Consider the following 24,495-nt stretch of genomic DNA (forward strand, 5'->3'; position numbering starts at 1 on the left):
CGTCGTCCGGCAGATCATGCCAGGGGAACGGCAACACGGGCGGGCACCCGCGTTGTCTCGCGCGTGCGGCACACCCAGAACAGCCTAGCGAGTCGTGCGCCCCGCGGATGCTCCTGTGGCGGGGAGGCGTGCGGTGGGCCCTGCCGGGATCGAACCGACGACATCCACGGTGTAAACGTGGCGCTCTACCAGCTGAGCTAAAGGCCCTCTGCGACCATCATATGGCCGCGCCACGTCGGCGCATCGGCGCCCGTCCCACGGACGAGAGGCCGGCAGCGGGTAGCGTGGAGCCTGTGAACGCCGACCCCGCCGACCAGCGCAAACTGCTCGATCTCGCCGACCTCGACGCCCGGATCCGGCGCGACGAGCACGTCGCGGGCAACCCACCGCAGGCGGCGCAGGTGCGGGAGCTTCTCGCGCAGCGGACCATGTTGGCCCACGAGCTGGCGTCGCGGGCCAACGCACGCGACGACCTGAAGGCGGAGCTCGCCCGCGTCGAGTCCGACGTGAACGTGGTCGACGCGCGCATGGCCCGCGACTCCGAACGCCTCGCTACGGCGACCAACCCCAAGCAGGCACAGGGCTTCGAGAGCGAGCTCGCCTCGCTCGCGCGACGAAAGAGCGACCTGGAGGATACAGAGCTCATCCTGATGGAGCAGCTCGAGGCGGCGGACACCGCCGTCGCCGAGCAGGAGGCGAAGATCGCCGACGCCAACGCACGGGGAGCGGAGCTCAGCTCCGAGGCCAAGCGTGTCGTCGCCGAGGCCACCGAGCGCCTCGAGGCATCGCGCCGCGATCGGTCGGCGATCGCCGGCGGCATCCCCGCGGATCTCCTCGCCCTGTACGACCGTCTGGCCTCTCGCGGGATCGGCGCAGGGCTGCTCCGCGGCGGTGCCTGCGAGGCCTGCCGCATGGTCCTCCCTCCCAACGACCTGGCCGTCGTCCGCCGCGCGCAGACCGACGAGGTCGTGTTCTGCCCGGAGTGCGGTGCGATCCTGGTCCGCACCGAAGAATCGCGGTGACGGACGCTGGCGTCGTCACCCGCTGAGGTCGTCCTCGGGCGGTCGGCAGCAGGCGACGTCGCGCTGATCGACATCGACGCCGCCGGCACACCGGTGTCCACCGTCGACATCGACGCGCTGCCTGCCGCGGTCGCTGCGCGCGAAGGGGCCGGCGACGTCCGGTGGATCTGGAGCGACACGCCGACTTGGTACCCGCGACTGCTGTCGGCGGGGGTCCGTGTCCGCCGTGCCTGGGATCTTCGACTCGTCCACGCGATCCTCCGTGACGCCGCATCCGTCCACGACGATCAGGGTCTCCGCGGACAGACATCGTGGGATGCCGCGGCAACGGCGCTCGACGACCTGGACACGCTCTTCGCCTTCAGCGACCGCGTCGGGCCGCCCGAGGGCGCGGATGAGGCGCTGGCCGAGTACCGGCGTCAGCGCGCCGCGATCGCGGCCGCCCGGACTGCCGGGAGCCTTCGCCTGCTCGCAGCCGCGGAGTCCGCCGGCGCACTGATCGGCGCGGAACTCCACGCCGCGGGGCTCCCCTGGAGCGTCGAGGCGCACGCACGCCTGCTCGAGGATCACCTCGGCCCCCGTACAGCGGGTGGACTCCCCGCCCGCATCGCGGACGCCGCGGCGGCCGTCCACTCCGCCCTCGACGACCCCGGCGCCTCCCTCGACTCGCAGCCCAAGCTCCTCCGTGCGCTCCACCGCGCCGGCATCCTGGTCGAGTCGACCAGTCAATGGGACCTCGGCCGCCACGATCATCCGGCGGTCGCGCCTCTCATCGCGTACAAGAAGCTCATGCGGCTGTACACCGCGAACGGGTGGGCGTGGATGGACGAGTGGGTGCGCGACGGCAGGTTCCGGCCCGTCTACGTCCCGGCCGGCGTCGTCACCGGCCGGTGGGCGTCCTCGGGTGGGGGAGCGCTGCAGATCCCTCGCCGGTTGCGCACGGCGGTGCGCGCCGATCCCGGGTGGACTCTCGTCACCGCCGACGTCGCACAGCTCGAGCCGCGCGTGCTGGCGGCGATGGCGCGCGACACCGCGCTCGCGACTGCGGCATCGGGCCGTGACCTCTACGCCGGAGTGGTCGACTCCGGCGCCGTCGCCACGCGCGCGGAGGCGAAGGTGGCGATGCTGGGCGCGATGTACGGGGCGACGACCGGGGAGAGCGGCCGGCTCGTCCCCCGCCTCCGACGAGCGTTCCCCCGGGCGATGGGACTCGTGGACGACGCCGCGCGGATCGGCGAGGACGGCGGACGGGTGAGCACGTGGCTCGGGCGGACCTCTCCCGCTCCGGAGGACGCATGGTTCGCTCTGCAGTCCCGCGCGAGCGGTGCGGAAGCCTCGGGCGGTGATGAGACGAACGCCCGTCGCGCCGCGCGGGATCGTGGTCGCTTCACCCGCAACTTCGTCGTCCAGGGGACGGCTGCCGAATGGGCACTGGCGTGGCTCGCGGAGCTGCGCCAGCGACTGAGCACGCTCGCAGCGGTCGAGGCGCCCGACGCGGCACCGCGGTCCGGTCCGGCGTTCGCACGGTCACCGCACCTTGCGTTCTTCCTGCACGATGAGATCATCGTGCACACGCCGCTCGTGCACGCCGACGCCGTCGCCGATGCGGTCCGCACCTCCGCGGCATCCGCCGGTCGACTTCTCTTCGGGGAGTTCCCGATCGATTTCCCCCTCGACCTCAAGATCGGGCCCACCGCCGAGAAGGAGTGAGCGGCCCGCGTAGACTCCATCCTGCGAATGGGTCGGCTGGACGGTCGCGTGGCGGGAGACCGCACCGAGGAACGTCCGGGCTCCACAGGGCAGGGCGGTGGGTAACACCCACCCGGAGTGATCCGCGAGACAGTGCCACAGAGAGCAGACCGCCCCGGCTTCGGCCGGAGTAAGGGTGAAAGGGTGGTGTAAGAGACCACCGGGGTCGCGGTGACGCGGCCCGCAGGGTAAACCTCGCCCGGAGCAAGGCCAGACAGGGGATGCCGACGCGGCCCGCCGAGTCCCCGGGTAGGCCGCTGGAGCGTCACGGCAACGTGACGCCGAGAGAGATGACCGTCGATGGGGCGAAAGCCCCGGGACAGAACCCGGCGTACAGGCCGGCCCATTCGCCTCTCAGCCGAGCGCCAACGCCGCGGCGCCGATGATCCCGGCGTTGTTGCGGTGCTTCGCGGGGACGATCGGCGTCTTCAGGTCCAGCAGGTGAAGGAACTTGTCGGCGTGCTTGGACACGCCGCCGCCGACGACGAACAGGTCGGGGGAGAAGAGGAACTCCACGTGGCTGTAGTACCACTGCAGCCGCTCCGCCCACTGCTCCCAGCTGAGCTCCTCACGCTCCATCGCGGAGTACGCCGCGTACGCCTCGGCATCCTTCCCGTGCTTGGCGCGCTGGAGGTGTCCGAGCTCGGAGTTCGGGATGAGGACGCCGTCGTGCAGGAGGGCCGAGCCGATACCCGTCCCGAGAGTCGTGAGGATCGTGAGTCCCGCCACCCCGTGGGCGGCGCCGAAGCGCACCTCGGCAATACCGGCGACGTCGGCGTCGTTGGCGAAATGGATGTCGCGCCCCAGGCCGGTTTCGAAGAACGCCTCGGCGTCGAACCCGATCCAGGTGTCCGACACGTTGGCGGCCGACAGTGTGCGCCCGCCCTTCACGATCGCGGGGAACGCCACACCGAGGGGGACATCGGCGTCGTCCGCGACATCCAATCTCGTGAGCACCTCGCGCACGGCGTCGAGCACGTCGCCCGGTTCGGCGCCCCGGGGCGTGGGGACCTTCACCCGGTCGCTCAAGAGCGTGCCCTCCTTGAGATCGACGATCCCCGCCTTGATCCCGGTCCCGCCGATGTCCACGCCGACCGCGCGCGCCTGTGCTGCCATGTCGTCCACCCTAGCGATGGCGGCGTCCGTGCGTTCCTGTTCCACGGCGGGCGCCGTCACTAGGATCGGAGCACACCACGCCGACGTGCATCGGAGGAGCACCCGTGACGAGCGACAGCGACAAGTTCTGGTACAACCTCAAGACCGGGAAGGTCGAGAAGGGCTTCGAATCCCCCGTAGCCGACCGAGCCGGCCCCTTCGACACGGCAGAGGAGGCGGCCGCCGCACCGGAGAAGCTCAAGGAGCGCTCCCGGCAGTGGGACGAGGACGACGCGGCCGAGGCCGAATGGGGCGACGGTCCCGCATCGGAGCAGCCCGACCGGCACTAGTCTGAGAGGCACGCGCGCGCCCCACCCCGCGGCGCCGCGCGAGACCGGGTAACCCGCGGAGAGGATGCGATGGACAAGCAGCGTGACTTCGTTCTGAGGACGATCGAGGAACGCGGGGTGAAGTTCATCCGACTCTGGTTCACCGATGTCATCGGCACCCTGAAGTCCGTCGCCATCGCCCCCGCCGAGGTGGAGGGGGCGTTCGCCGAGGGCCTCGGCTTCGACGGATCCGCTATCGAGGGTCTCACCCGGTCCTACGAATCCGACCTCCTCGCCCACCCGGACCCGACGACGTTCCAGACGTTGCCCTGGCGGGGGGAGATCGATCCGACCGCACGGATGTTCTGCGACATCACGACGCCCGACGGCCAGCCGGCCGTGGCCGATCCCCGTCACGTGCTCAAGCGCTCGCTCGCGCGCGCCGCCGACGCCGGATTCACCTTCTACACCCACCCCGAGATCGAGTTCTACCTGCTGAAGTCTTCGACCTACGGACCCGATGGACCGGAACCGGTGGACTCGGCGGGCTACTTCGACAATGTCCCCGGCGGCACCGCTCACGACTTCCGCCGACGGTCGGTACGGATGCTGGAAGACCTGGGGATCTCCGTGGAGTTCAGCCACCACGAGGGCGGGCCCGGTCAGAACGAGATCGACCTGCGCTATGCCGACGCTCTCGCGACCGCGGACAACATCATGACCTTCCGCACCGTCGTGAAAGAGGTCGCCATCGAGCAGGGCGTCTACGCGACGTTCATGCCGAAGCCCCTCAGCGGCAAGCCCGGCAGCGGCATGCACACGCACATGTCGCTCTTCGAGGGCGATCAGAACGCCTTTTACGAAGAGGGTGGGCAGTACCAGCTCTCCAAGGTCGGACGCCACTTCATCGCGGGCCTCCTGCGCCACGCGAACGAGATCTCCGCGGTCACCAACCAGTTCGTCAACTCCTACAAGCGTCTGTGGGGCGGCGACGAGGCGCCGAGCTTCATCTGCTGGGGACACAACAACCGTTCCGCCCTGGTGCGCGTCCCGATGTACAAGCCCAACAAGGGCCAGTCCTCCCGTGTGGAGTACCGCGCCCTCGATTCCGCCGCCAATCCCTACCTCGCGTACGCTCTGCTGCTGGCCGCGGGGATGAAGGGGATCGAGGAGGAATACGACCTTCCGCCCGAGGCCGAGGACAACGTCTGGTCGCTCACGGACGGCGAGCGCCGCGCGCTCGGCTACGCGCCGCTGCCTGCGAGCCTGGACGTCGCGCTGGAGTACATGGAGGAGTCCGAGCTCGTCGCCGAGACCCTCGGGGAGCAGGTGTTCAATTACGTCCTGCTGAACAAGCGCCGCGAATGGCAGGAGTACCGCTCGCAGGTGACCCCCTACGAGCTCAAGAGCAACCTCGAGATGCTCTGAGCGCGATCCTGTGACCGGCTCGGAGCGCTCGGGTGCGCGGACTCTCCTCGCACGACTGGGATTCAGCCGGTTGGGGGAGGCGGAGGCGCTGCTCACCGAGCTCACGGCCCTCACCGGTCTGACCCGCGACGATCTCCTGGCTGACGTCGCCGTGTCCGCCGACGCCGATGAGGCACTCGCGGCTCTCACGCGGATCGCGCGCCGTGACGCTGCGCCGGTCCGCGCAGCCCACGAGGATCCGCGCGCACGACGCGCGGTCTGGGCGCTTCTCGGCGCATCGGACGGTTTCGCGGACTTCTACTTCCGGCACCCCGATGAGCTGGCCGACTTGGCCTCCGCGGGAGTTTCCCTCCCGACGGATGCCGAGATGCGCAGCTGGCTGGCGGACGCGATCGACGCGACCGCCGACGGCTTCTCCGCGACGGGTACGGAGAGCGCCTGGGTCTCGTTGCGTGTGCGCTACCGCCGTGTCCTCGCCCGCATCGCCGCCTACGACCTCCTGAGTCCGTCACCGATCGACGAGATCCCGAAAGTGACGGCGGCACTCGCCGATGCGGCCGGCGCGGCGTTGGAAGCGTCGTTGGCGGTCGCCCGCACCCGCGTCTCCCAGGGCGCCGCCGGAGCGGGGCTGTTCCCGCGCGCCCAGGTCGCTGCGACGCGTCTTGCGATCATCGGGATGGGCAAGACCGGTGCGCGGGAGCTCAACTACGTCAGCGACGTCGACGTGATCTTCGTCGCGGGGGTCGATCCGGAGCAGTCCGACGCGCTCAGCGAAAGCCGCGCGGTCGACATCGCAACCCGTCTCGCGGTGCAGACGATGCGAGGGCTCTCCGAGGTCGAGGTCGAACCTCCGCTGTGGGAAGTGGATGCGAACCTCCGTCCGGAGGGCAAGCAGGGAGCGCTGGTGCGGAGCCTCGACTCCCATCTGGCCTACTACGAGCGATGGGCCAAGAGCTGGGAGTTCCAGGCTCTCCTGAAGGCGCGGCCGATCGCCGGTGACCGCGAGCTCGGCGACGCCTACGTGCGGGCCGTGCAGCCGAAGGTGTGGACGAGCGCCGCGCGCGAGAACTTCGTCGACAGCGTCCAGCGCATGCGCGAGCGCGTCACCGACCACATACCCGCGGGAGAGGTGCCCTTCCAGATCAAACTCGGTCCGGGCGGCATCCGCGACATCGAGTTCACCGTGCAGCTCCTTCAGCTCGTCCACGGTCTGTCGGACGACCGCATCCGGCAACGCGGCACGCTCGAGGCTCTGGACGCCCTGGTCACGCAGGGTTACATCGGGCGCACGGAAGCGGCGACTTTCGCCCGCGACTACCACGTCCTGCGTCTCCTGGAGCATCGCGTGCAGCTTCGCCATCTGCGCCGGACGCACCTCATGCCCGCGGATGCCGAGGACCGGCGGATGCTGGCACGCTCGACGCGGCTGGCGGAGTCCGGGGCGCAGATCTGGGACATCTGGGAGGGGATCAAACGCGAGGTGCGGGACATCCACGTCCGCCTGTTCTACCGGCCGCTCCTCTCCGCGGTCGCTGCCCTGCCCGCGGAGGAGAGGGTGCTCTCCACCGAACAGGCGCGCGATCGGCTGGCTGCGATCGGATTCAGCGACCCCGCCGGGGCGCTGCGGCACATCGCCGCCCTCACCAGCGGCCTCAGCCGCAAGGCCAGCATCCAGCGGCACCTGATGCCGGTGATGATCCGATGGTTCGCCGACGGCGTCGATCCCGATTACGGCCTGCTGGCCTTCCGGCGCCTCAGCGAGCGGCTCGGCGACACCCCGTGGTTCCTGCGGATGCTCCGAGACTCCTCCGGAGCGGCGGAGAGCCTCACGCGTGTGCTCTCCGGCTCCCGCTACATCGGCGAGCTGATGGAGTGGATCCCGGAATCGGCGGCCTGGCTCGACGACGACACCCTCCTGCGTCCTCGCAGCGGCGTCGCCCTCCAGCAGGAGGCGCGCGCGATCCAGACACGTCATGCGGGGATCGAGGACGCCATGCGCGCGGTGCGCGCCCTTCGTCGCCGCGAGCTGCTGCGGACGGCGATGTCCGGCATCCTGCAGACCGTCACCATCGAGGAGGTCGCACAGGCGCTGACGACGATCACCGAAGTGACCATCCAGGCCACGCTGCGGGCTGTTCGCCGCGAGGTCGTCCCCGCCGAGGACGACGCTCTCGACTTCTCGGTGATCGCGATGGGCCGATTCGGGGGAGCGGAGCTCGGCTTCGGCTCGGATGCCGATGTGATGTACGTCTACCGCGCCAATGGCATCGACGCCGACCGCGCGCAGCGACTCGCGACGAAGATGGTGTCGGAGCTGCGTCGCCATTCGGAGGACCATCGGGTGCCGCTCGATCTGGATGCCGACCTCCGCCCGGAGGGCCGCAACGGACCGATCGCGCGCTCCCTGGACTCCTACGCCGCCTACTACCGACGCTGGTCCCTCTCGTGGGAGGCGCAGGCGCTCCTTCGCGCGCGCGGCATCGCCGGCAGCGTGAAGCTCATCCGCGCCTTCACCGAACTCGCCGACCAGGTGCGCTACCCGCAGACACCCGACCCCCAGGGCCTCCGCGAGATCAAGCGCATCAAGGCGCGCGTGGAGTCCGAGCGGCTCCCGCAGGGCACGGATCCCTCGCGCCACCTCAAGCTCGGTCCTGGGAGCCTCAGCGACGTCGAGTGGCTCGTCCAGCTGCTCCAGCTGCAGCACGCGCACGACGTGCCGGCGATGCGGACGACCTCGACCATCGAGGCGCTGCGGGCCGCAGAGGCCGCCGGCCTGATCCCCACGACAGCCGCGGATCGGCTCGCGGCCGCGTGGCGACTGGCGAGCCGCCTGCGCTCGGCCAACACGCTGCTGTCGGGGCACACGAGCGATGTCCTCCCGACCGATCGGGGCAAGCTCGACGGCATCGGACGTCTTCTGGACTACCCGCCGCGCTCGGCGACCCAGGTGGAAGAGGACTATCTGGCCACCACCCGACGCTCGCGGCGCGTGTTCGAGAAGCTCTTCTACGGGTGAACGGAGAAGGCCCCGGCGGGTCGCCGGGGCCTTCTCGTTCGCCTGGTGTCAGACCCCGAAGTACAGCTCGTACTCCTCCCGCCCTGTTGGTCGACACTGACAACCGCCGAGATCCGCGTGATTCCGCGGAAGTAGACACCGGGACGTGATGGGCGAGATTGGGCTCCGTGGGACATTCTGCGGACTCGCTGCGGACTGGAGGCGGACCCGTGACCACCACGATGAAGACCTGGCACACCTACGCATCGGCCGCTCGCCGAGTCCGGTCCACCGAGCGCACCATCCACCGGTGGCGCGCCGACGGGATGCCGATGACGTGGCGCGTCACCGGCGATGGCACCCGCGAGCGTGTCGTAGAGGAGTCGATCCTGCTCGAGTGGTGGCGGGAGAAGCTGAAAGCGTCGCCAGCTGCTTACTACCGTCGGCGCCGAATCGCACGGGAGAGGGGTCTGCCCGACCCTGAGCGGCCCGAGAGGTCTGTCGTCCGGTCTACGCGGGCGCACGACGCCGGAGACGCGGCCGAATCCGACAGCGACGACGTCGCTCCGGATGCCGAGTGGATCAGGGAGCAGGCCCGCGCACGTCGCGAGGCGTGGCACGCGGTCCTCGAGGCGAACCGGTTGAGCGCCGGCGGGCCGGAGTACTGGGCGCTGCAGGAAGCGCTCCGACACGAGACGCCCGCGTGCGACGGCGTCACCGCGTTCACCGACACGGCCGTCGACGTCGAGCACCACGAGCAGATGGAAGCGATCTGCTGGCGATGCCCCGTCCGGGATCTCTGCGCCGCTTTCGCCGACGTCGCGCAGCCCGCAGGGTTCTGGGCCGGTCAGCGGCGCTGAGAGTCCACCCACGCCGCGACGACCGCTTCGTCGTACCGCACGAGGCGCCCCATCTTCACCGACTTCGGACCGATCCCCGCGACGCGCCAGTTCGCGAGCGTCCCGACGGCGAGGCCGAGACGGTCGGCGACCTGCGCGGGCGTCAACCAGCGGCGGCCGCGGTCGCGGTCGCGGTCGGCGAGCACACGCTCTACCTCCGCGCGGACCCGCGCCTCGAAGTCGTCACTCTCGGTCGTGGCCACGGCGCCAGCCTACGACCCCCGGTGCGGCTGTGTACGGCGCTGAGGCGGACACTGGACGCGGCGCTCACCGCCCTGTGGACCCGGAATGGGGGTGATCTCAAGGGGTGCTTTTCGTCACACTCGTCACCCCGGAATCCGCAGAATCTCGGGGCAGAACGGCCCTCGCGCGCGCGACCCCCCGGTAGAAACCGTTCGAAGCCGGGGAGGGAGAGCCCCCTTCCCGGTGGTGGTCCCCCTTCCAGTGGTGTGCTGGATTTTAGGCGCGGTGGGGGTCGTGTGAGTTGGGTCGTCAGTAGGCTCGGGCGTCATGACCGATGCGCCCGGCCTCAATCAGTTCACCTGTCCTCGATGCAAAGTGATGAGCCATCATGAACGGCGGCAGCTGCTCATCCAGACGACCAGCAGCAACATGACTATGGACGTCCCCTTCTCCGATGAAGCGGGTCCATTCCGTGTCGACGGCACGCTGATTCGACTAACCAGATCTCAGCCGGAGAACGTCTGGGAGATGACCCTCTGCGTAGCCTGCTCGCAGGCATCTGTATGGCGCGGGGACGTGCTCATCTACCCGCGCGAGAGTGCCGTCCCTCCGCCGCATCCTGATATGCCGGACGCGGCGCGTGAGCTGTACGAGGAGGCGCGTCGCGTACTGCCGGACTCGCGTCGTGCGGCGGCGGCGCTCGCGCGGGCTGCGCTCGAGTCGTTCCTGAAGTCTCAGGATGAGAGCGGCAAGCGCATGAACCTGCAGACCCGGATCGGGAACCTTCGCGGCCTCGTCAACGAGCCATTGTGGAAGGTGCTGACCGCGCTCCGCGTCGTGGGCAATGACTCGCTACACGGCGACGACGACGAGCTCGTGACGATGTACCTATCCGGCGAGGACGGCGGCATAGTCGAGCCGCTATTCGGGGCGCTGAATGCGCTCGTGGAGGAGATGATCACGCTTCCGAGGAAGGCCGAAGCGCTCTACAGCATGATCCCCGACGCAAAGCGATCGGCCGCCGAGTCCGCCGGCTCGTGACCAATAGCGACGCCCCCGGCGCCGCCTCGAGATGAGGGGCGCCGGGGGCGTCTAGGGCCGAACATATTGATGGTCTCGTTCGGGTGGTGAAGACAGACGCGTCAGGCGGCGTAGCTAGACCGGACCCCAAGCGCACTGTCCATGAATGCGACCATTGTGCCCGCCTGGCTAGCGATAGACGCCGTCGAGTGGCCCCCCGTGACCTCCACTCGCGTGACGTTTGCCACTTCCGATGCCGAAGCGTAGAGCGCCTGACCGTTGGCGACCGGATCAATCACGGCGTCATCGGTCGCTATCAGCATCCACATCGGGATGCCGCGGAAGGCAAGGGGGTTCATCAACGCCGGGTCTCGACCTGCCGTCTGAGCGGCGTAGTTGCCTCCCGAGATGCCATAGGCCGATGTGATCGCAGATGTGAAACTGCTGTTTGCGTAGTTCTCGGCGAGGTCAAAGGTCGGCACTGTGCCTACCCATGCGGCAACCCCGGGAATGCCGTCCTGCGAGAGCGCATTGAGCGACTCGATGCTGCCCATGCTGTTTGCATAGAAGCCAAGCGCACCGATGTTGTAGTGGTCGCGCGCGTATTGCCAGGCCCGGGTGTAAGCGTCGATCCCGGCCTGCGCTCCCCAGGTAGACAGGAGTCCCGTGTTTGCCGCTGCGACAACGACGTATCCGCCAGCGACAAACGCGTCCGCGACTGCTCTGGCGTTCCCATTGCTGATCCACGTCTTCTCGTCAGACCCATGCCCGTGGAACATCATCACGGCGGGGTATGACCGCCGTGCGTCATATCCGACTGGCGTCATGATGAGAAACCCGTCACCGTGCACGCTTCCGTGGTGGAGCCCAGGGGCGGCTACCGCCGGGCTTTGTGTGAGCCCTGTCACAAAAGCGTCATAGTCGTCGTTGCCGATCGTCGCTTCATTGATCGCCTCGACGGACATACCGGAGACACCCCGGCTGTCGTTCACCATGATCGAGAGGTTGTTCAGGGGCATCGTTGAATCGTTGCGTGCCCACCGGATTGTTCGCCGCTGTCCCCCGCCGGCCGCTGTCGCCAGCGCGATGGAGAGGTAGTTCTCGTCCACAGTGATCGTGACAGTCCACGTCGAGCTACCAAGGGATGAGTACACGGGGTTCGGAATGTCCTGTACGCCATCGTTGATCGGGTTCACGACACCATCGGTGCTCCCCGAGCCCTGCCGAAAGTAGACGCCAGTGCTATTTGCCGCGCCGGAGGCCGGGGCGCTACCGGCGGAGTCGTGATTGAACCCGACGAAAAGTCCCTGACCGGAGGTCCCACCACTGAGGTAGTTGACAACGAGGACGACTCGAGCAGTCTTACCGGGAGCGACACGGAATGACCGATTCGCGCCGCCTCCGCCGGATACGCCGTATAGCTTGCCGCCGAACACCTGAACAGATGTCCCGCTGACCGCCCATGCAGATAGGTTTGCCCACGATTCCGAGACACGTGTTGCCTTACTCGCTGCCACGGCGCATCGGCCGGAGGAGAGTGCAGCGTCGTAGGCTGCGCGTGCTGCCAAGCGCTGGCGCGTCAGGGCAGAAATCGGTCCGGCTTCCGCAGCGATCGAGGCTCTTTGTTGCGTCGCGAACGCGGAGTCCGGGTCGGCCGCCACGGCGGTCATGATCGCATCGTTCGTGGTCCCGACCGCTTCGGCGGCTTCCTTCGCGGCGAGAGCCTCGTCGCGCGCCGTCTCCGCTCCGCCCTTCGCGGCTTCCGCGCCCGCGACCGCATCGACCGCTGCTTGCACCTGGTCGGCGTCGAATCCGGCTTCGGCGAAGATCCCGAACCGGGACGACAGGAGCGTCGCGAACGATCCGGAACGGATCACGACCTCCGGGAGGTCCCCGGCGACTCGAAACGGGGGCAGGACACCGATGTTGCTCGAACGGAGTGTCGGGATGTTCACGCCTGACGCCGGCTCAGTGAGCGCGAGAGGGTTGGTGAAGGAAACGTCGTCAGGTGCATACACCTGGAACACCGCGTCCGACACGAGCTGCCCCGTGTCGGGGTTGTAGGCGATCTGGGAGGTGTAGAGGTCCGTGATGACCATCAGTTCTGCTCCTCTTCCTGGTCGTCGGTTGTGTCGTCAATGTCGTCGGGAGGTTCAGGTGTTGTGATGCCTGCGAACGCGATGCGCATGATGATCTCTCTGTTCGTTGTTGGGGTGTTGAGGGGCTGACCCCGCCCAGCGTCAGCCCCTCAGGTGTGGGTGCGAGCGTCCCGCGGTGGCGGTCGACCGATGCTCAGCACCCGACCGGATCTCGTAGGCCCCAACCGGAAAGGAACGGCGGGCGGGCCACGAGCCCGGATGATCGGTCAGCGGAGCCCTGCGGCCCGCTCGAGCGACGCGATGCGCGCATGGGCGCTCGCCGCTGATTCGCCCTTGGGGAGTGCGGTGCGCTGCGCGGCGACGCGCGCCCTGATCTTCTCCTCCACCTCCGCGGGGCTGTTCAGGCGCAGGCCGCCGGCGGCGAGCGCGAGCCAGTCGATGTGCGTGCGGTGCTGGTCGAGAACGTACCCGTCGTCGAGTGACCAGTTCTCGCCTTCCGCGAAGCACACCGAGTAGTTCACGGAGAACTGTCCGAACGCCTGCAGGCTCGACGCCAGGGTGTCCCGCGTCGGCGCGATGTCGAAGACTTCCGAGATGCTGCGCCGGAAGCTCACGACCGGAAGCAGTGCCGCCTCGGCGTGACGCAGGTTCCTCCACGCGGCCGCGGCGCCCTCGTCGGCGCGCTCGATCACTTCATCCGACGTCGTCGCGTGGGTGAACCCGTACTCGCGAGCGGCGGCCACGAACGGCCGGGCTGCTTCGTCGAAGACCGGTCGGAGGTCAGCGACCACCTGCTCCAGCTCGGGCAAGACAGCCGTGCGCATCTCGATGAGGAGCTGCTCCGAGAACTGCGCGGCACCTGCGCCGAGACCGTCAGGCGTCATCTCGCTACGGCCTGCGTGGCGGCGAATTGAGAGGTCGACGAGGAGGGGAGCGATCTCGTCGGGAGACAACGACAGCAGGTTGCTGAGCTTCCGGTCTGCGGCGTGGTCGTCGGCGGCGTCGAGGAGCTCAAGGCCTCTGATCAGCGATGCCGGCGGTGCGACGTCGAATGCGCGGCACTCCTCGACGAACTGCTCTACGAATCCGCGGTGCAATCCCTGGGGGCCGCTCTTGCGTGCCATGATCAGGCGCTCTCGGCGGTGTGACCGAACACGCGGCCCCAGAGCGCGTCGTCAGACATGTCGACCGGCTGAGGCGCGGCCGGCTCGCCGCGGCCGTTGATTCGATCCCACAGCTCGTCTTCGTACGACCGTGCCGGGGACGCGGCCGGGGTCGGCGATGCCTTCGTGAGACGCGCGTCGACGGCGGCCAGGACCTCGTCGTTCGATGCATTCGCCGGCAACCCGAGGCGGTCGGTGAAGTCCTGGCGCGTGACCTTCCGGCGCGCGACAGCGGCGCTCGCTTGGTGCGCGATCGGCTGGCCGTTGATGCGGAGGGTGGGATCGAAGTCGATCCCGAGATAGGTGGGGTGATACATGGTGACTCCCGATGGTGAGTGATCCACCTGCCGCGCCGGTCCCAGACCTGTCGCGCGTTGCCCTCGGGGCTCCGTGGCTTCGATCTGAACCAGACGGTGGCTCACGATCGTGCCTTCATCCACTGTAGCGCCGACGACCCCCGCGGCCGGGAAGCGACATCCATCACCGCGTAGTGCGGGCGCTCGTCGAGCAGCTCGTCGACGAGCACGTCCACGCGTCCCCACAGGATCCGGCCGGCGGGGTCGACGAGCTGCTCGATCGGCACCAGGTGCAAGAAGTCCCGCGGATCCTGCAGCCACTCCCGGAGGTAGTAGATCACCAGCGTCCGGTTCGCCTCGGCGAGCGCAGCGCGCGTCTCAGCGTGCCGGCTCTCCTCGTCGCGCAGGGACAGCCGCCACCGCTTCGCCTCATCCGAGAACCGCTGCTCAGGCGTGCGGGTGTCGCAGCGATGCGCGTGCCGGCTCACGGCGTCTCCTCCCGGCGGCCGAGGCGCGCGAGGCGCCGTCGTTCGCACGCCTCGTTGTGACGCCGCCGGAACTCCGCATCACCGTGATACCGGCGCCGATGACGATCGGCGTCCGCTGCCTTCCGCTCGGGCTGCCTGTCACGCCACCGATACCGGCACGTGTCCGAGCAGAACCGACGCCGAGACGAGGCCGATGATGGCAGCGCACCGGCGCACTCGACGCACCGGCCGGTCACCGGCGGACCTCCCGCGCGTGCCGTGGTCGCGCTGGGCGCCCCCGCACGTCGCCGGTCTGAGACGGACCGGAGGCCAGCGAGGTCACCCAGCCACCCTCCTGCTCGCCATCATCAGCCAGCGGCGCCGGGAGGCGGCGCAACAGCGACCACACGGTCACCGCGACCTTGCGGGGAGCGACCGTCGCGGGTCGTTCCCCCCTCCCGTCCCCCTCCGGGGGAGCGTCGAACGGCAGAGCCGTCCGACCCGCGATGGATGATCCGAGGATGGTCATGATCATGGTCAGCGAGCGGAGCGAGCGGCGAGCGCCCGGGAGGGCGCGCACAGCCACGGCAGAGCGTCCTCCGTGACATGTTCTTACTTCGTGACCGGCTGGCGGGCTAGTTGCGAACCTCGAACTAGCCCCGTGAATCGGTCTAGTTGATCGCGTACAACTGGCCCGACTGCCGGGCCAGTTGGGGCACCTCGCCGATTCGGTATCGCGCCGACCGGCCTTGACGTCCGGGCTCGTGCTCTGAGATGGCGTGCACCTCGACGAGACGAGCCAGCGCAAGCTGGACCGTCGAGCGCGCGATGCCGAGATCGGCCGCGATCGTGTACTGCGACGGCCACGCGATCCCGTCGGAATCGGCGCGGTCGACGAGTGCCACGAGCACCCATCCCTCGTGCATCGTGAGGCCGAGCTGGCGGAGGCCTCCGCGCGCGAGCCAGCGGGTAGTGATCCTTCGGGCCACACGCTCACACCTCCCCGTCGACGGGGCGCGCATCCGACGGTGTGCGCCCCGTGAGCGTGAACGGCGCCCACGTCGACGCCCGTGACAGGGTGCCCGCTGGTGTCCGCCACCCTGACGGCCGTGCGACCGGCCACGAGAGCATGACCATCGCGCACCCCGAGCACGGCGGCCGCACGCTCGCGAACCCGTTCTGAGCACCCCACGCGCACTGGGCCGCACACCGGGAGCACAAGCCCGCGCCCTCCGCGTTCCGGCAGACCTGATTCCACGACGCCGCCTGAGACTGTGACTCCGGCTTCGGCGCGCTCACGCGGTTGCCCCCAGTTCGGGGTGAGCGCCGGCAAACTCACGCATCGCCGCGCGAGCCTCCGCGAGCAGGGCAAGGTACTCGTCGATCTCGACGTCAACCTCAGAGAAGCCGATCTCCCAGTCGTCCCACCCGTCGATCGTGAAGCTGGGCGGCTCCACCTCGGGAAAGGACAACGTCGGCTCCTGCAGCCAGAACCGCAGAACGAGCTCCCCCCGCGGACCGACGATGCGCGCCACGGTGCCGAAGTGCGCGGCGATGTCGTCCAGATTCGTCACCCTGGCATGTCCCGTGCACCACGTGAACCGAGGGCAGGGGGCGATGTTGGGGTCGACGGCGGGGGATTCTGCGATGATCGTCATGGCTGGTTCCTCTGCAGGGTTCTGGTTGCTGCCCTCGGCCGCGGTTGCCTCCGCGCCGAGGGCTCCTTCGTTCGACGTGGTGGCCATCAGGACGCCGCCTCGTCGAACGCGGCGCTAATGAATCGGTCGAGTTCGTCCGCGGCGACGACGACGCGGCCGCCGAGCTTGCCGGTCTTGAGTCGCCCCGTGTGGATGAGCCAGCGGACCGACGCCTCCGAGCGTCGGAGTTCGGAAGCGACCTCGGCGACGAAATAGAACCGCGGCCGTACGGTGATGTCAGACATGTCAATCCTCTCCAGTAACGCACCTAGTTGCGTTAGTGGAGACAGTATTGCCAGTTACGCCCTAACGCAAGTAGTCTCGTTACGTGTCCGATCAGAATTCGCGCGAACGCCGCAACCCCATCGGCCCCACGACGCGAACCGTCGGGGAGAACGTCCGTCGCGTCCGCGAAGCATCGCGCCTTACTCAAGCGCAGCTCGCGACGCGACTTGCCGAGAACGGGCATCCAATCCCGGTGTCGAGCATCGGCCGGATCGAGAGTGGCGGCCGGCGCGTCGAGGTCGATGATCTCGTGGCGCTGGCGATCGCGTTGGGCGTCGGCCCGCTGGCGTTGCTTCTGCCTGACTCCCGGCTACCGTCGGATGCCGTCGAACTGACCGGTTGGGGAACGGTGCAGGCCGCGGAAGCATGGATGTGGGGCGCGTCCGCGGTCCCGCTCGTTCTCGACGGGAGCGTCGAGGACATGGAGAGCGAAGTGCACGCCGCTCACCGGATGTCGGGACCATGGTGGCTGGAGGCCCCGTACGTGCGGGTTGCCGACGTCACCTCGCAGGTTCAGAAGGTCCGTCTGAGTCTGCACGACGAGACCGCCGAAGAGGTCTTCCTGCCCGGGCTCAAGGTTGAGGCTCCACAGACGCCGAAGGAGTGACACTGTGGCGTCGATCAAGCAGCGCCCTGACGGAAAGTGGCGGGCAAGGTACCGCGACGACACCGGCAAGGAGCACGCCCGGCACTTCGCGACGAAGCGCGACGGGCAACGCTGGATCGACGAAAACACCGCGGCGCTCGTCACCGGCACCCACGTGGAGCCGTCTCGGGCACGGATGACGCTGGGGGAGTGGGCCGACGTCTGGATCCGTGGGTACGAGCGCAATCGCGCGTCGACGGTCCGACAGGCGCGCGTGCATCTCCGGGTGATCGTCGCCGATCTGGGGGCGCGCCCCTTGCGCGCTGTGCGCCCGTCTGAGGTGAACACGTGGGTCGCGTCACTCGCAGCCCGCGGTTACGCCCAGTCCACCGTGTACGCCCTGCACCGGCGCCTGTCGCAGCTGTTCACGGACGCTGTGCACGACGGTCTCATTCCGCGGTCGCCGTGCTCGAGGCGGACGTCCCCGCCGGCGGCTAAGCAACGCCCCTACGTCGCCACCACAGAGCAGGTGTGGGCGCTCCACGACGCGCTGCCGCCGCACTTCCGACCGGTGGTCCTGCTCGGCGCGTTCGCAGGCCTCCGCGTCGCTGAGATCGCGGCGCTCCGCGTCAGCGACGTCGACTTCATGCGGGGCATCATCACCCCGGCCGTGCAGTACCCGGGTGAGCCGCTGAAGTCGGAGACGTCGAAGACTCCCATCCCGATCCCGACAGAGCTCGCGGTGATGCTGAACGCGAACCCCGTCGAGTGGGGGAGCGACACCATCGTCGTCGGCGCGTTCGGGCGCCCCGTCGCGCCGTACACGATCGAGACGGCATTCAAGGACGTCCGCGACACGATCGACGTGCTCCCGGAGGGCTTCCGCATCCACGACCTGCGGCACTACTTCGCGAGCCTGCTGATCGCCGCGGGCCTCGACATCAAGACCGTGCAGGCCCGACTCCGCCATGCGTCAGCGAAGACGACGCTCGACACCTACGGGCACATGTGGCCCGACCGCGACGAGTCCTCGCGCGCGGCCGTCGCCGCAGCGCTGCGGCCGTCAGTACCCGACGAGCGTCTCGACTTCGCCTAGCTCCAGACCGAACTCGATCGTCACCGACACGTGGTGAGAGACGTTCGAGTTCGACACCGGCGGCTGAGCAACGACGTCGATCGCGCTGACCCTCCCCTTGCCGACGTCGAGCCCGCGGGACTCGGCGAGCAGGGCGAGGAGCTTCTCATCACTGACCGGGACTTGAATGGATGCCATGCCCGGATGCTACCGACAGCAGAAGGCCCGCCAGCGGCATGCCGGCGGGCCTTCTGGGAGATTCTGCGGACTGCCTGCGGACTAACCCCAGGAAAACCGCGGAATCTGGCTACACTCCGAAGTACAGCTCGTACTCGAAGGGGTGCGGACGGGCGTTGATCGGCTGGATCTCGTTCTCGATCTTGTACTCGATCCACGTCTCGATCAGCTCGGGCGTGAACACGTTGCCGCGCGTGAGGAACTCGTGGTCGGCGCGCAGCGCCTCCAGCGAGTCGAGAAGCGAGTTCGGCACCTGCGGGATGTTCTTGGCCTCCTCGGGAGGAAGCTCGTACAGGTCCTTGTCGACCGGCTCGTGGGGCTCGATGCGGTTGATGATCCCGTCGAGGCCCGCCATCATCTGGGCGGCGAAGGCGAGGTACGGGTTGCCGGACGCGTCCGGCGCGCGGAACTCGATGCGCTTGGCCTTCGGGTTCGAACCGGTGATCGGGATGCGAATGGCCGCGGAGCGGTTGCCGGCCGAGTAGACCAGGTTGACCGGCGCCTCGTACCCCTTCACCAGACGCTTGTAGGAGTTCAGCGTGGGGTTCGTGAACGCCAGCACCGCAGGAGCGTGGGCGAGAAGGCCGCCGATGTACCAGCGCGCCGTGTCGGACAGTCCGCCGTAGCCCGCCTCGTCGTAGAAGAGGGGCTTGCCCTCGAGCCACAGCGACTGGTGCGTGTGCATGCCCGAGCCGTTGTCGCCGAACAGCGGCTTCGGCATGAAGGTGGCGACCTTGCCCCACTCGTTCGCGACGTTCTTGACGATGTACTTGAACTTCAGGATGTCGTCCGCCGCGTGCACCATCGTGTCGAAGCGGTAGTTGATCTCCTGCTGTCCACCGGTGCCGACCTCGTGGTGAGCGCGCTCGAGGATCAGTCCCGACTCGATGAGGCGGAGGCTGATGTCGTCGCGGAGGTCCGCGGTCTTGTCGACGGGGCTGACGGGGAAGTACCCACCCTTGTAGGGGGTCTTGTTCGAGAGGTTCCCGCCCTCCTCGACACGGCCCGTGTTCCACGCGCCTTCCTCCGAGTCGACGGAGAAGAACGCGGAGTTCTGCTTCACCTCGTAGCGGACGTCGTCGAAGATGTAGAACTCGGCCTCGGGCGCGAAGAAGGCGGTGTCGGCGATGCCGGTCGAGGCGAGGTACTTCTCGGCCTTCTTGGCGACCTGGCGGGGGTCCTTCGCGTAGATCTCACCCGTGCGCGGGTTGTAGATGTCGAAGACCATGATCAGGGTCTTCGCCTCGCGGAAGGGGTCGAGGTACGCGGTCGAGACATCCGGGATCAGCTGCATGTCCGACTCGTGGATGTTGGCGAAACCACGGATCGAGGAGCCGTCGAACAGCTGCCCCACCGTGAAGAAGTCCTCATCGACGGTGGAGGCCGGGATGTTGAAGTGCTGCTGCACACCGGGAAGATCCGTGAATCGGATGTCGAGGAACTTGACGTCCTCGTCCTTGATGTACTTGAGCACCTCGGATGAATCTTTGAACATGAAGGCTCCAGAGATAGGGCATCGGGAATTGCCACCCGCGTCGCGGGATGGTGGAACGGTATCGACAGGGGATTGCCCGGCAGTGACACCTATGTTTCGGCCATGTTACAGAGGCCTGGATACGCTGGAAGGGTGACCCCACTGTCCGAACCGTATCCCGGCGAACGCCTCGGCCTCCCGCGTGAAGGGCGCGGCGCCATCGGCGGCCTGGGCCGCCGGGTGGGTGCCCTCTTCGTCGACTACGGCGCCGCGTACCTGCTGTCCGGCTTCTTCGGGTGGGATGCGCTGGCGATCCTCATCATCTTCGGCGCGATCCAGATCGTCTTCCTCCCGACGCTGCAGGGGAGTCCCGGCCATCGGCTGTTCGGCCTGACCCTGCGGCGATCCGACGGCGGCTGGGTGGGCCTGTGGCGCCCCGTCGTCCGGACGATCCTGCTGATCCTCGTCATTCCCGCCGTCATCTGGGACAGCGACCACCGTGGTGTCCATGACAAGGCTGCGGGCACGGTCCTCGTCCGCTCCTGAGGTCGGATCGGGTCGGCGGTGCCGACTCAGCGAGGACGCTGCGCCCGCACCTTGGTCGGATCGATGCCCTTCGGAATGGGCAGCGACGTCAGCGACTGCGAGACCGACTCGACGCGCTTGATGACCGCTGCCATCGTCGCGCGGTCGACCGCCTTGGGCAGAGCCTTGATCGTGGAGGCGAGCTTGCCGATGGGGACCTCATCCTCGCCGTGACCGATGTAGAGCACCGTGATCGGAACGCCGGACGCGACACGCTGGACCTTCGTGCGCTCGTCGGCGACGAGCCGGGTCAGTCGGCCGCGCGCGCCCTCGCCGACGATCACCACCCCTCCGCGACCGATGGCCCGGTACACCGCATCCTGGGTCTTCGGGTTGACCCCGACGGGCAATTCGCTCGCCTGCCACCGACGTCCGAGCGAGGTGGAGATGACGTGGCCGGTCGCACCGGGCATCCCGTCGAGGCGGCGGTACATCGCGCGCGTCGACAGCCGCGTCATGGTCATGAGGGACGCCAGGACACCCAGAAGCAGACCGGTGATGCCCCAGAGGATCACGCTCCAGATCGCCACGGGCGGAAGCAGGAAGCCGATGCCGACACCCAGCGCGATCCCGACCAGGAGAATGCCGACCAGAAGGAACGGGAGCCAGGGGAACGCCTTCTGGGTGAAGGTGTAGAGCGTGCGGAGCTGGGAGAAGAACCCCGGACGCTTCTCGGGGCTGGTGGTACGCGCGGCCATGGATCCAGACTACCTTTTCGGCGCCTTCCGCCCCTCCTCCACAGCCGGCGCGCACCTGTGCCGCATCCACAGATGACGTTCCCACCCCGTCGCCGGCCCGCGCGTCGGCTCACGCTGGGGGAGTGAACATCGCACGTGAGCGCCTCCTCTCGCCCTACCGCGCGGTGCGCCGCGTGGGTGCGGGCACCGAGGGACCCTGGCCGGGCCTGGGAGTCGCACTGCAGGACGGGGGCCGAGGGCTCCTCGTCGACGCCCAGATCCTCGGATCCACCTGGCCGGGCTGGGCGGCACGGGACGACGGCCACCTGCTGAGTCCCCTCGACGTCGTACGACGCCCCGATGGACACGATGCGCTCCTTCCGATCTGCCGGCGCCTCGACCGGATGCTGTCGGACCGCGTCTCCGCGGGGGAGAACTTGCCCGCGGGGGAGGCGGTGACCCTCGCCCTCAGCCTTCTGCGCGGACTCCGCGAAGCGGGCGAGCACGCGCGCCTGCCCGGCTCCTGGTGGGTCGATGCGGGCGGACGCCCGGTCCTCGCGATCGGCGACGGCGCCGGCGAGGCGGACGCCCGCACCGCCACCCGACGCTGTCTCGAGCTCGGCGGCGCCTCGCCCGCGGACCCTGTCTGGGCACCGGTGTTCGCTGATCTCGAACGGAGTCGATCGTCGGCTCGAGAGATCCGTGCCGTGGAGGACGGGCTCTTCGCGATCGCCGAACCTCAGCCGCTGTCCCACCCGGGGACGGCACCTCGGCCGATGACGTCCGTCCGCCCGGAACACGACGCCATCGCGACCGTGGAGGACGCACCCCCGCGGATGGTCGCATCCTGGGCGCGGTTCCTCGATGCCGATCTCGCCGATCTGTTCTCCCGGTGGACGACCGAGGTCTGGCGCCGAACTCGACTGCCGCAGAGATCGCGACGATTGCCCGTCGTCCTCGCCGGCGTCACCGGAGCCGGCGTGCTCGCCGCGGGCCTCCTGTGGCCGGCTGCGGGCGCTGCGACCTCGGGCGACGCGCCCGCAGCCACGACGGATGCCGTCGCGTCCGACGCGCCCGCGGAGGTTCCGCAGGAGTCCGCGTCCGCGGCGCCCGCCGCCTCGGACGGCGCGACCGAGACCACGGACATCCCATCCGTGGCCGATTCCCTGATCCAGGGACGCCTGACCTGCGCGGGAGATCCGTCGTGCCTCGCGGGCGTCGTCCTCGACCCGGCGACAGCCTTTCCCTCAGGGGCCGTCGATGCGCCGTCGACCGAGCGGCGGATCACTCCGCTCGATGATCTCGGCGGGGTCGCCGTGCTCCGTCTCGATGTCGACGGACACGCTCCCCAGCTGGTCGTCATCGCTCTCCGAGACGGAAAGTGGCTGTTGCGGGACGTCCACGACGTCCCGCAACAGCCCGAACCGTGATCCGGAGCGGATCAGATCCCGAGGTCGGCCTCGAACTCCGCCGCTTCGAGACGCGCCTTGACGGCGCCGAGGAAGCGCGCGGCATCGGCACCGTCGATGATGCGGTGGTCGTAGGACAGCGCGAGATAGACGTAGGAGCGGACCGAGATCGCGTCCTTCCCATCAACCGTGACGACGCCCGGCTTCTTCACCACGGCCCCGAGACCGAGGATCGCCGACTGCGGCAGGAAGACGATCGGGGTGTCGAACAGGGCACCGCGCGAGCCGGTGTTGGTGAGGGTGAACGTGCCCCCGGCCAGCTCGTCCGGCTTCAGCTTGTTGTCGCGCGTCCGGGCGGCCAGATCGGCGATCTCCCGCGCGAACTGGGCGAGGTTCTTCCCCCCGGCGTCCTTGACGACCGGCGTCAGGAGACCGCGCTCGGTGTCCACGGCGATGGAGATGTTCTCCGTAGCCGGGTAGACGATGTCGTTGCCGTCGACCGTGGCGTTGATGATCGGGAACTGCTGGAGAGCCTCGACGGCGGCCACCGCGAAGAAGGGCAGGAAGGACAGCTTGTCACCGGTCTTGGAGTGGAAATCCGCCTTGACCGCGTCGCGGAACGCCGACAGGCGCGTCACGTCGACCTCGACCACGGTGGTCAGCTGCGCGGTCGCCTGCATCGAAGCCACGGCACGCTCGGCGATGACCTTCCGAAGTCGCGACATGGGCTGGGTCGTCCCGCGCAGTTCGGAGACGACGGGCTCTCGACGCGCCGGTGCGGCAGCCGCCTCGGTCGCCGACGCCGCGGGGGCCTCGGCAGCCTTCAGGACGTCTTCCTTGCGGATGCGGCCGCCGACACCGGTGCCGGTGACCCGCGTGAGGTCGACGCCCTGCTGCTGCGCCAGTCGACGCACGAGGGGCGTCACGTACGGCGTCGCGTCGTCCGCGGAGGGCGCGACGGCGGCGGGGGCCGGCTCCTGGACCGAGGCGGGCTCCGGTGCGGGCGCGGGCGCCTTCTCGGGCTCCGGTGCGGGTGCGCTCGCCTTCGCCGGCTCCGGCGCCTCCTCGGGCTCGGGCTGAGGCTGGGGCTCCGGCGCGGCCTCGGCGGGGGCGCCGTCACCGATGCGGGCCAGTGCGGCGCCGACCTCGACGGTCTCGTCCTCCTGGACGAGGATCTCCTGAAGCGTGCCGGCGAAGGGCGAGGGGATCTCGGTGTCGACCTTGTCGGTGGAGATCTCCAGGAGCGGCTCGTCCACGGCGACATCATCGCCCACCTGCTTCAGCCAGCGCGTGACGGTACCCTCGGTCACGCTCTCGCCGAGTTCGGGGAGGACGACGTCCTTGCCGCCACCGGATGCGGCCGGCGCGGCCGCCGGTTCGGGTGCGGTCTCCGCGGGCGCCTGCTCGGCGGGCTCAGCCTCGGCGGCGGGTGCCTCGGCTTCTTCGGGCGCGGATTCCGGCGCGGCGTCACCGGCGGGTGCACCGGATCCGTCGCCGATCTTCGCGAGGACGGCTCCAACCTCCACCGTCTCGTCCTCTTGGACGAGGATCTCCTCGATGACCCCGCTGACGGGGGAGGGGATCTCGGTGTCGACCTTGTCGGTCGAGATCTCGAGCAGACCTTCGTCGGTCTCGACGGTGTCGCCGACCTGCTTCAGCCAGCGGGTGACCGTTCCCTCGGTGACGCTCTCTCCGAGCGCGGGGAGGACCACGGAAGTGCTCATG

General features: G+C 68.8%; 25 protein-coding genes, 1 tRNA gene and 1 other RNA gene. 13 read left to right on the forward strand and 14 right to left on the reverse strand.

Annotation, left to right across the window (positions count from 1 at the left end):
* Nucleotides 1-134: 134 nt before the first annotated feature.
* Nucleotides 135-207: transfer RNA gene (locus AB0O93_RS05300), tRNA-Val, on the reverse strand.
* Between the two features lie 86 nt (nucleotides 208-293).
* On the opposite strand from AB0O93_RS05300, the gene AB0O93_RS05305 reads away from it, so the two are divergent.
* The 3 genes from AB0O93_RS05305 to rnpB all read left to right on the forward strand — a co-directional run bounded on the left by AB0O93_RS05305 (nucleotide 294) and on the right by rnpB (nucleotide 3,121).
* Nucleotides 294-1,022, forward strand: a complete 729-nt coding sequence (locus tag AB0O93_RS05305) for a C4-type zinc ribbon domain-containing protein (RefSeq protein ID WP_363341228.1) — start codon at nucleotides 294-296, stop codon at nucleotides 1,020-1,022.
* Between the two features lie 6 nt (nucleotides 1,023-1,028).
* Entirely contained in the window at nucleotides 1,029-2,732 is a 1,704-nt protein-coding gene (locus AB0O93_RS05310; protein WP_363341851.1) for a bifunctional 3'-5' exonuclease/DNA polymerase, read from the forward strand.
* A gap of 28 nt (nucleotides 2,733-2,760) precedes the next feature.
* Nucleotides 2,761-3,121, forward strand: an RNA gene (gene rnpB / locus AB0O93_RS05315) — RNase P RNA component class A.
* A gap of 4 nt (nucleotides 3,122-3,125) precedes the next feature.
* Here the strand turns inward: rnpB and ppgK are convergent.
* Nucleotides 3,126-3,887, reverse strand: coding sequence for a polyphosphate--glucose phosphotransferase (ppgK, locus tag AB0O93_RS05320; protein WP_363341230.1), 762 nt, complete (start codon nucleotides 3,885-3,887; stop codon nucleotides 3,126-3,128).
* A 104-nt stretch (nucleotides 3,888-3,991) separates the two neighbouring features.
* Between ppgK and AB0O93_RS05325 the strand changes: the two genes are divergently transcribed.
* The 4 genes from AB0O93_RS05325 to AB0O93_RS05340 all read left to right on the forward strand — a co-directional run bounded on the left by AB0O93_RS05325 (nucleotide 3,992) and on the right by AB0O93_RS05340 (nucleotide 9,478).
* Nucleotides 3,992-4,216 (forward strand): SPOR domain-containing protein, encoded by a 225-nt coding sequence (locus AB0O93_RS05325; protein ID WP_363341232.1) that lies wholly within the window; start codon nucleotides 3,992-3,994, stop codon nucleotides 4,214-4,216.
* Nucleotides 4,217-4,285: 69 nt separating this feature from the next.
* Entirely contained in the window at nucleotides 4,286-5,623 is a 1,338-nt protein-coding gene (gene glnA / locus AB0O93_RS05330) for a type I glutamate--ammonia ligase (protein WP_363341234.1), read from the forward strand.
* Between the two features lie 10 nt (nucleotides 5,624-5,633).
* Nucleotides 5,634-8,639: a bifunctional [glutamine synthetase] adenylyltransferase/[glutamine synthetase]-adenylyl-L-tyrosine phosphorylase gene (locus AB0O93_RS05335; RefSeq protein WP_363341236.1), complete on the forward strand. Its 3,006-nt coding sequence runs from the start codon at nucleotides 5,634-5,636 to the stop codon at nucleotides 8,637-8,639.
* Between the two features lie 209 nt (nucleotides 8,640-8,848).
* On the forward strand, nucleotides 8,849-9,478 hold the full coding sequence (locus tag AB0O93_RS05340; protein WP_363341238.1) for a hypothetical protein: 630 nt from the start codon (nucleotides 8,849-8,851) through the stop codon (nucleotides 9,476-9,478).
* Here the strand turns inward: AB0O93_RS05340 and AB0O93_RS05345 are convergent.
* Nucleotides 9,466-9,720 carry a helix-turn-helix domain-containing protein gene (locus tag AB0O93_RS05345; RefSeq protein WP_363341240.1) on the reverse strand — a complete coding sequence of 85 codons (255 nt, stop codon included), beginning with the start codon at nucleotides 9,718-9,720 and terminating at the stop codon, nucleotides 9,466-9,468. The genes AB0O93_RS05340 and AB0O93_RS05345 overlap by 13 nt on opposite strands.
* Nucleotides 9,721-10,027: 307 nt before the next feature.
* Between AB0O93_RS05345 and AB0O93_RS05350 the strand changes: the two genes are divergently transcribed.
* Nucleotides 10,028-10,741, forward strand: coding sequence for a DUF4145 domain-containing protein (locus AB0O93_RS05350; RefSeq protein ID WP_363341242.1), 714 nt, complete (start codon nucleotides 10,028-10,030; stop codon nucleotides 10,739-10,741).
* A gap of 101 nt (nucleotides 10,742-10,842) precedes the next feature.
* On the opposite strand, the gene AB0O93_RS05355 is transcribed toward AB0O93_RS05350, so the two are convergent.
* The 5 genes from AB0O93_RS05355 to AB0O93_RS05375 form a co-directional block, all read right to left on the reverse strand.
* Complete coding sequence (locus AB0O93_RS05355; protein ID WP_363341244.1) at nucleotides 10,843-12,819, reverse strand: hypothetical protein; 1,977 nt, start codon at nucleotides 12,817-12,819, stop codon at nucleotides 10,843-10,845.
* A gap of 266 nt (nucleotides 12,820-13,085) precedes the next feature.
* Nucleotides 13,086-13,943 carry a hypothetical protein gene (locus AB0O93_RS05360; protein WP_363341246.1) on the reverse strand — a complete coding sequence of 286 codons (858 nt, stop codon included), beginning with the start codon at nucleotides 13,941-13,943 and terminating at the stop codon, nucleotides 13,086-13,088.
* Nucleotides 13,944-13,945: 2 nt separating this feature from the next.
* Nucleotides 13,946-14,299, reverse strand: a complete 354-nt coding sequence (locus AB0O93_RS05365) for a hypothetical protein (protein ID WP_363341248.1) — start codon at nucleotides 14,297-14,299, stop codon at nucleotides 13,946-13,948.
* Nucleotides 14,300-14,400: 101 nt separating this feature from the next.
* Entirely contained in the window at nucleotides 14,401-14,766 is a 366-nt protein-coding gene (locus AB0O93_RS05370; protein ID WP_363341250.1) for a hypothetical protein, read from the reverse strand.
* A gap of 650 nt (nucleotides 14,767-15,416) precedes the next feature.
* The gene (locus AB0O93_RS05375; RefSeq protein ID WP_363341252.1) at nucleotides 15,417-15,734 is read right to left on the reverse strand and encodes a helix-turn-helix domain-containing protein; all 318 of its coding nucleotides are present in this window, start codon (nucleotides 15,732-15,734) and stop codon (nucleotides 15,417-15,419) included.
* A 50-nt stretch (nucleotides 15,735-15,784) separates the two neighbouring features.
* Between AB0O93_RS05375 and AB0O93_RS05380 the strand changes: the two genes are divergently transcribed.
* Nucleotides 15,785-15,928 (forward strand): hypothetical protein, encoded by a 144-nt coding sequence (locus AB0O93_RS05380; RefSeq protein WP_363341254.1) that lies wholly within the window; start codon nucleotides 15,785-15,787, stop codon nucleotides 15,926-15,928.
* A 112-nt stretch (nucleotides 15,929-16,040) separates the two neighbouring features.
* On the opposite strand, the gene AB0O93_RS05385 is transcribed toward AB0O93_RS05380, so the two are convergent.
* Nucleotides 16,041-16,490 carry a hypothetical protein gene (locus AB0O93_RS05385; RefSeq protein WP_363341256.1) on the reverse strand — a complete coding sequence of 150 codons (450 nt, stop codon included), beginning with the start codon at nucleotides 16,488-16,490 and terminating at the stop codon, nucleotides 16,041-16,043.
* Nucleotides 16,490-16,687, reverse strand: coding sequence for a helix-turn-helix domain-containing protein (locus AB0O93_RS05390; protein WP_363341258.1), 198 nt, complete (start codon nucleotides 16,685-16,687; stop codon nucleotides 16,490-16,492). Before AB0O93_RS05390 ends, AB0O93_RS05385 begins: the two co-directional genes overlap by 1 nt.
* An 83-nt stretch (nucleotides 16,688-16,770) precedes the next feature.
* Here AB0O93_RS05390 and AB0O93_RS05395 point away from each other — a divergent pair, with 83 nt between their 5' ends.
* Together AB0O93_RS05395 and AB0O93_RS05400 are read left to right on the forward strand one after the other, a co-directional pair.
* Nucleotides 16,771-17,334, forward strand: coding sequence for a helix-turn-helix transcriptional regulator (locus AB0O93_RS05395; RefSeq protein ID WP_363341260.1), 564 nt, complete (start codon nucleotides 16,771-16,773; stop codon nucleotides 17,332-17,334).
* A gap of 4 nt (nucleotides 17,335-17,338) precedes the next feature.
* A complete protein-coding gene (locus AB0O93_RS05400) occupies nucleotides 17,339-18,409 on the forward strand; it encodes a site-specific integrase (protein ID WP_363341262.1) in 1,071 nt (356 codons plus the stop codon).
* Here AB0O93_RS05400 and AB0O93_RS05405 read toward each other — a convergent pair.
* Nucleotides 18,377-18,586 (reverse strand): hypothetical protein, encoded by a 210-nt coding sequence (locus AB0O93_RS05405; protein WP_363341264.1) that lies wholly within the window; start codon nucleotides 18,584-18,586, stop codon nucleotides 18,377-18,379. The genes AB0O93_RS05400 and AB0O93_RS05405 overlap by 33 nt on opposite strands.
* A gap of 109 nt (nucleotides 18,587-18,695) precedes the next feature.
* The gene (gene glnA / locus AB0O93_RS05410; protein WP_363341266.1) at nucleotides 18,696-20,120 is read right to left on the reverse strand and encodes a type I glutamate--ammonia ligase; all 1,425 of its coding nucleotides are present in this window, start codon (nucleotides 20,118-20,120) and stop codon (nucleotides 18,696-18,698) included.
* Between the two features lie 102 nt (nucleotides 20,121-20,222).
* Here glnA (AB0O93_RS05410) and AB0O93_RS05415 point away from each other — a divergent pair, with 102 nt between their 5' ends.
* Nucleotides 20,223-20,645, forward strand: coding sequence for an RDD family protein (locus AB0O93_RS05415; protein WP_363341268.1), 423 nt, complete (start codon nucleotides 20,223-20,225; stop codon nucleotides 20,643-20,645).
* 26 nt (nucleotides 20,646-20,671) lie between these two features.
* Here AB0O93_RS05415 and AB0O93_RS05420 read toward each other — a convergent pair whose 3' ends face one another.
* Complete coding sequence (locus tag AB0O93_RS05420) at nucleotides 20,672-21,382, reverse strand: DUF4191 domain-containing protein (RefSeq protein WP_363341270.1); 711 nt, start codon at nucleotides 21,380-21,382, stop codon at nucleotides 20,672-20,674.
* 122 nt (nucleotides 21,383-21,504) lie between these two features.
* On the opposite strand from AB0O93_RS05420, the gene AB0O93_RS05425 reads away from it, so the two are divergent.
* The gene (locus AB0O93_RS05425) at nucleotides 21,505-22,791 is read left to right on the forward strand and encodes a hypothetical protein (RefSeq protein WP_363341272.1); all 1,287 of its coding nucleotides are present in this window, start codon (nucleotides 21,505-21,507) and stop codon (nucleotides 22,789-22,791) included.
* Nucleotides 22,792-22,802: 11 nt separating this feature from the next.
* Here the strand turns inward: AB0O93_RS05425 and sucB are convergent, their stop codons facing one another.
* Complete coding sequence (gene sucB / locus AB0O93_RS05430) at nucleotides 22,803-24,494, reverse strand: 2-oxoglutarate dehydrogenase, E2 component, dihydrolipoamide succinyltransferase (protein WP_363341274.1); 1,692 nt, start codon at nucleotides 24,492-24,494, stop codon at nucleotides 22,803-22,805.
* Nucleotide 24,495 lies beyond the last annotated feature (1 nt).

It is taken from the genome of Microbacterium sp. NPDC077184 (assembly GCF_040687055.1).
In the GTDB taxonomy this organism is placed as follows: domain Bacteria; phylum Actinomycetota; class Actinomycetes; order Actinomycetales; family Microbacteriaceae; genus Microbacterium.

Bases quoted from the DNA above. Each gene is read 5' to 3' on its own strand.
- ppgK (WP_363341230.1), bottom strand. From the start codon at position 3,887: ATGGCAGCACAGGCGCGCGCGGTCGGCGTGGACATCGGCGGGACCGGG.
- glnA (WP_363341234.1), top strand. From the start codon at position 4,286: ATGGACAAGCAGCGTGACTTCGTTCTGAGGACGATCGAGGAACGCGGG.
- AB0O93_RS05350 (WP_363341242.1), top strand. From the start codon at position 10,028: ATGACCGATGCGCCCGGCCTCAATCAGTTCACCTGTCCTCGATGCAAA.
- AB0O93_RS05355 (WP_363341244.1), bottom strand. From the start codon at position 12,819: ATGGTCATCACGGACCTCTACACCTCCCAGATCGCCTACAACCCCGAC.
- AB0O93_RS05360 (WP_363341246.1), bottom strand. From the start codon at position 13,943: ATGGCACGCAAGAGCGGCCCCCAGGGATTGCACCGCGGATTCGTAGAG.
- AB0O93_RS05365 (WP_363341248.1), bottom strand. From the start codon at position 14,299: ATGTATCACCCCACCTATCTCGGGATCGACTTCGATCCCACCCTCCGC.
- AB0O93_RS05385 (WP_363341256.1), bottom strand. From the start codon at position 16,490: ATGGCCACCACGTCGAACGAAGGAGCCCTCGGCGCGGAGGCAACCGCG.
- AB0O93_RS05390 (WP_363341258.1), bottom strand. From the start codon at position 16,687: ATGTCTGACATCACCGTACGGCCGCGGTTCTATTTCGTCGCCGAGGTC.
- AB0O93_RS05405 (WP_363341264.1), bottom strand. From the start codon at position 18,586: ATGGCATCCATTCAAGTCCCGGTCAGTGATGAGAAGCTCCTCGCCCTG.
- glnA (WP_363341266.1), bottom strand. From the start codon at position 20,120: ATGTTCAAAGATTCATCCGAGGTGCTCAAGTACATCAAGGACGAGGAC.
- AB0O93_RS05415 (WP_363341268.1), top strand. From the start codon at position 20,223: ATGTTACAGAGGCCTGGATACGCTGGAAGGGTGACCCCACTGTCCGAA.
- AB0O93_RS05420 (WP_363341270.1), bottom strand. From the start codon at position 21,382: ATGGCCGCGCGTACCACCAGCCCCGAGAAGCGTCCGGGGTTCTTCTCC.
- sucB (WP_363341274.1), bottom strand. From the start codon at position 24,494: ATGAGCACTTCCGTGGTCCTCCCCGCGCTCGGAGAGAGCGTCACCGAG.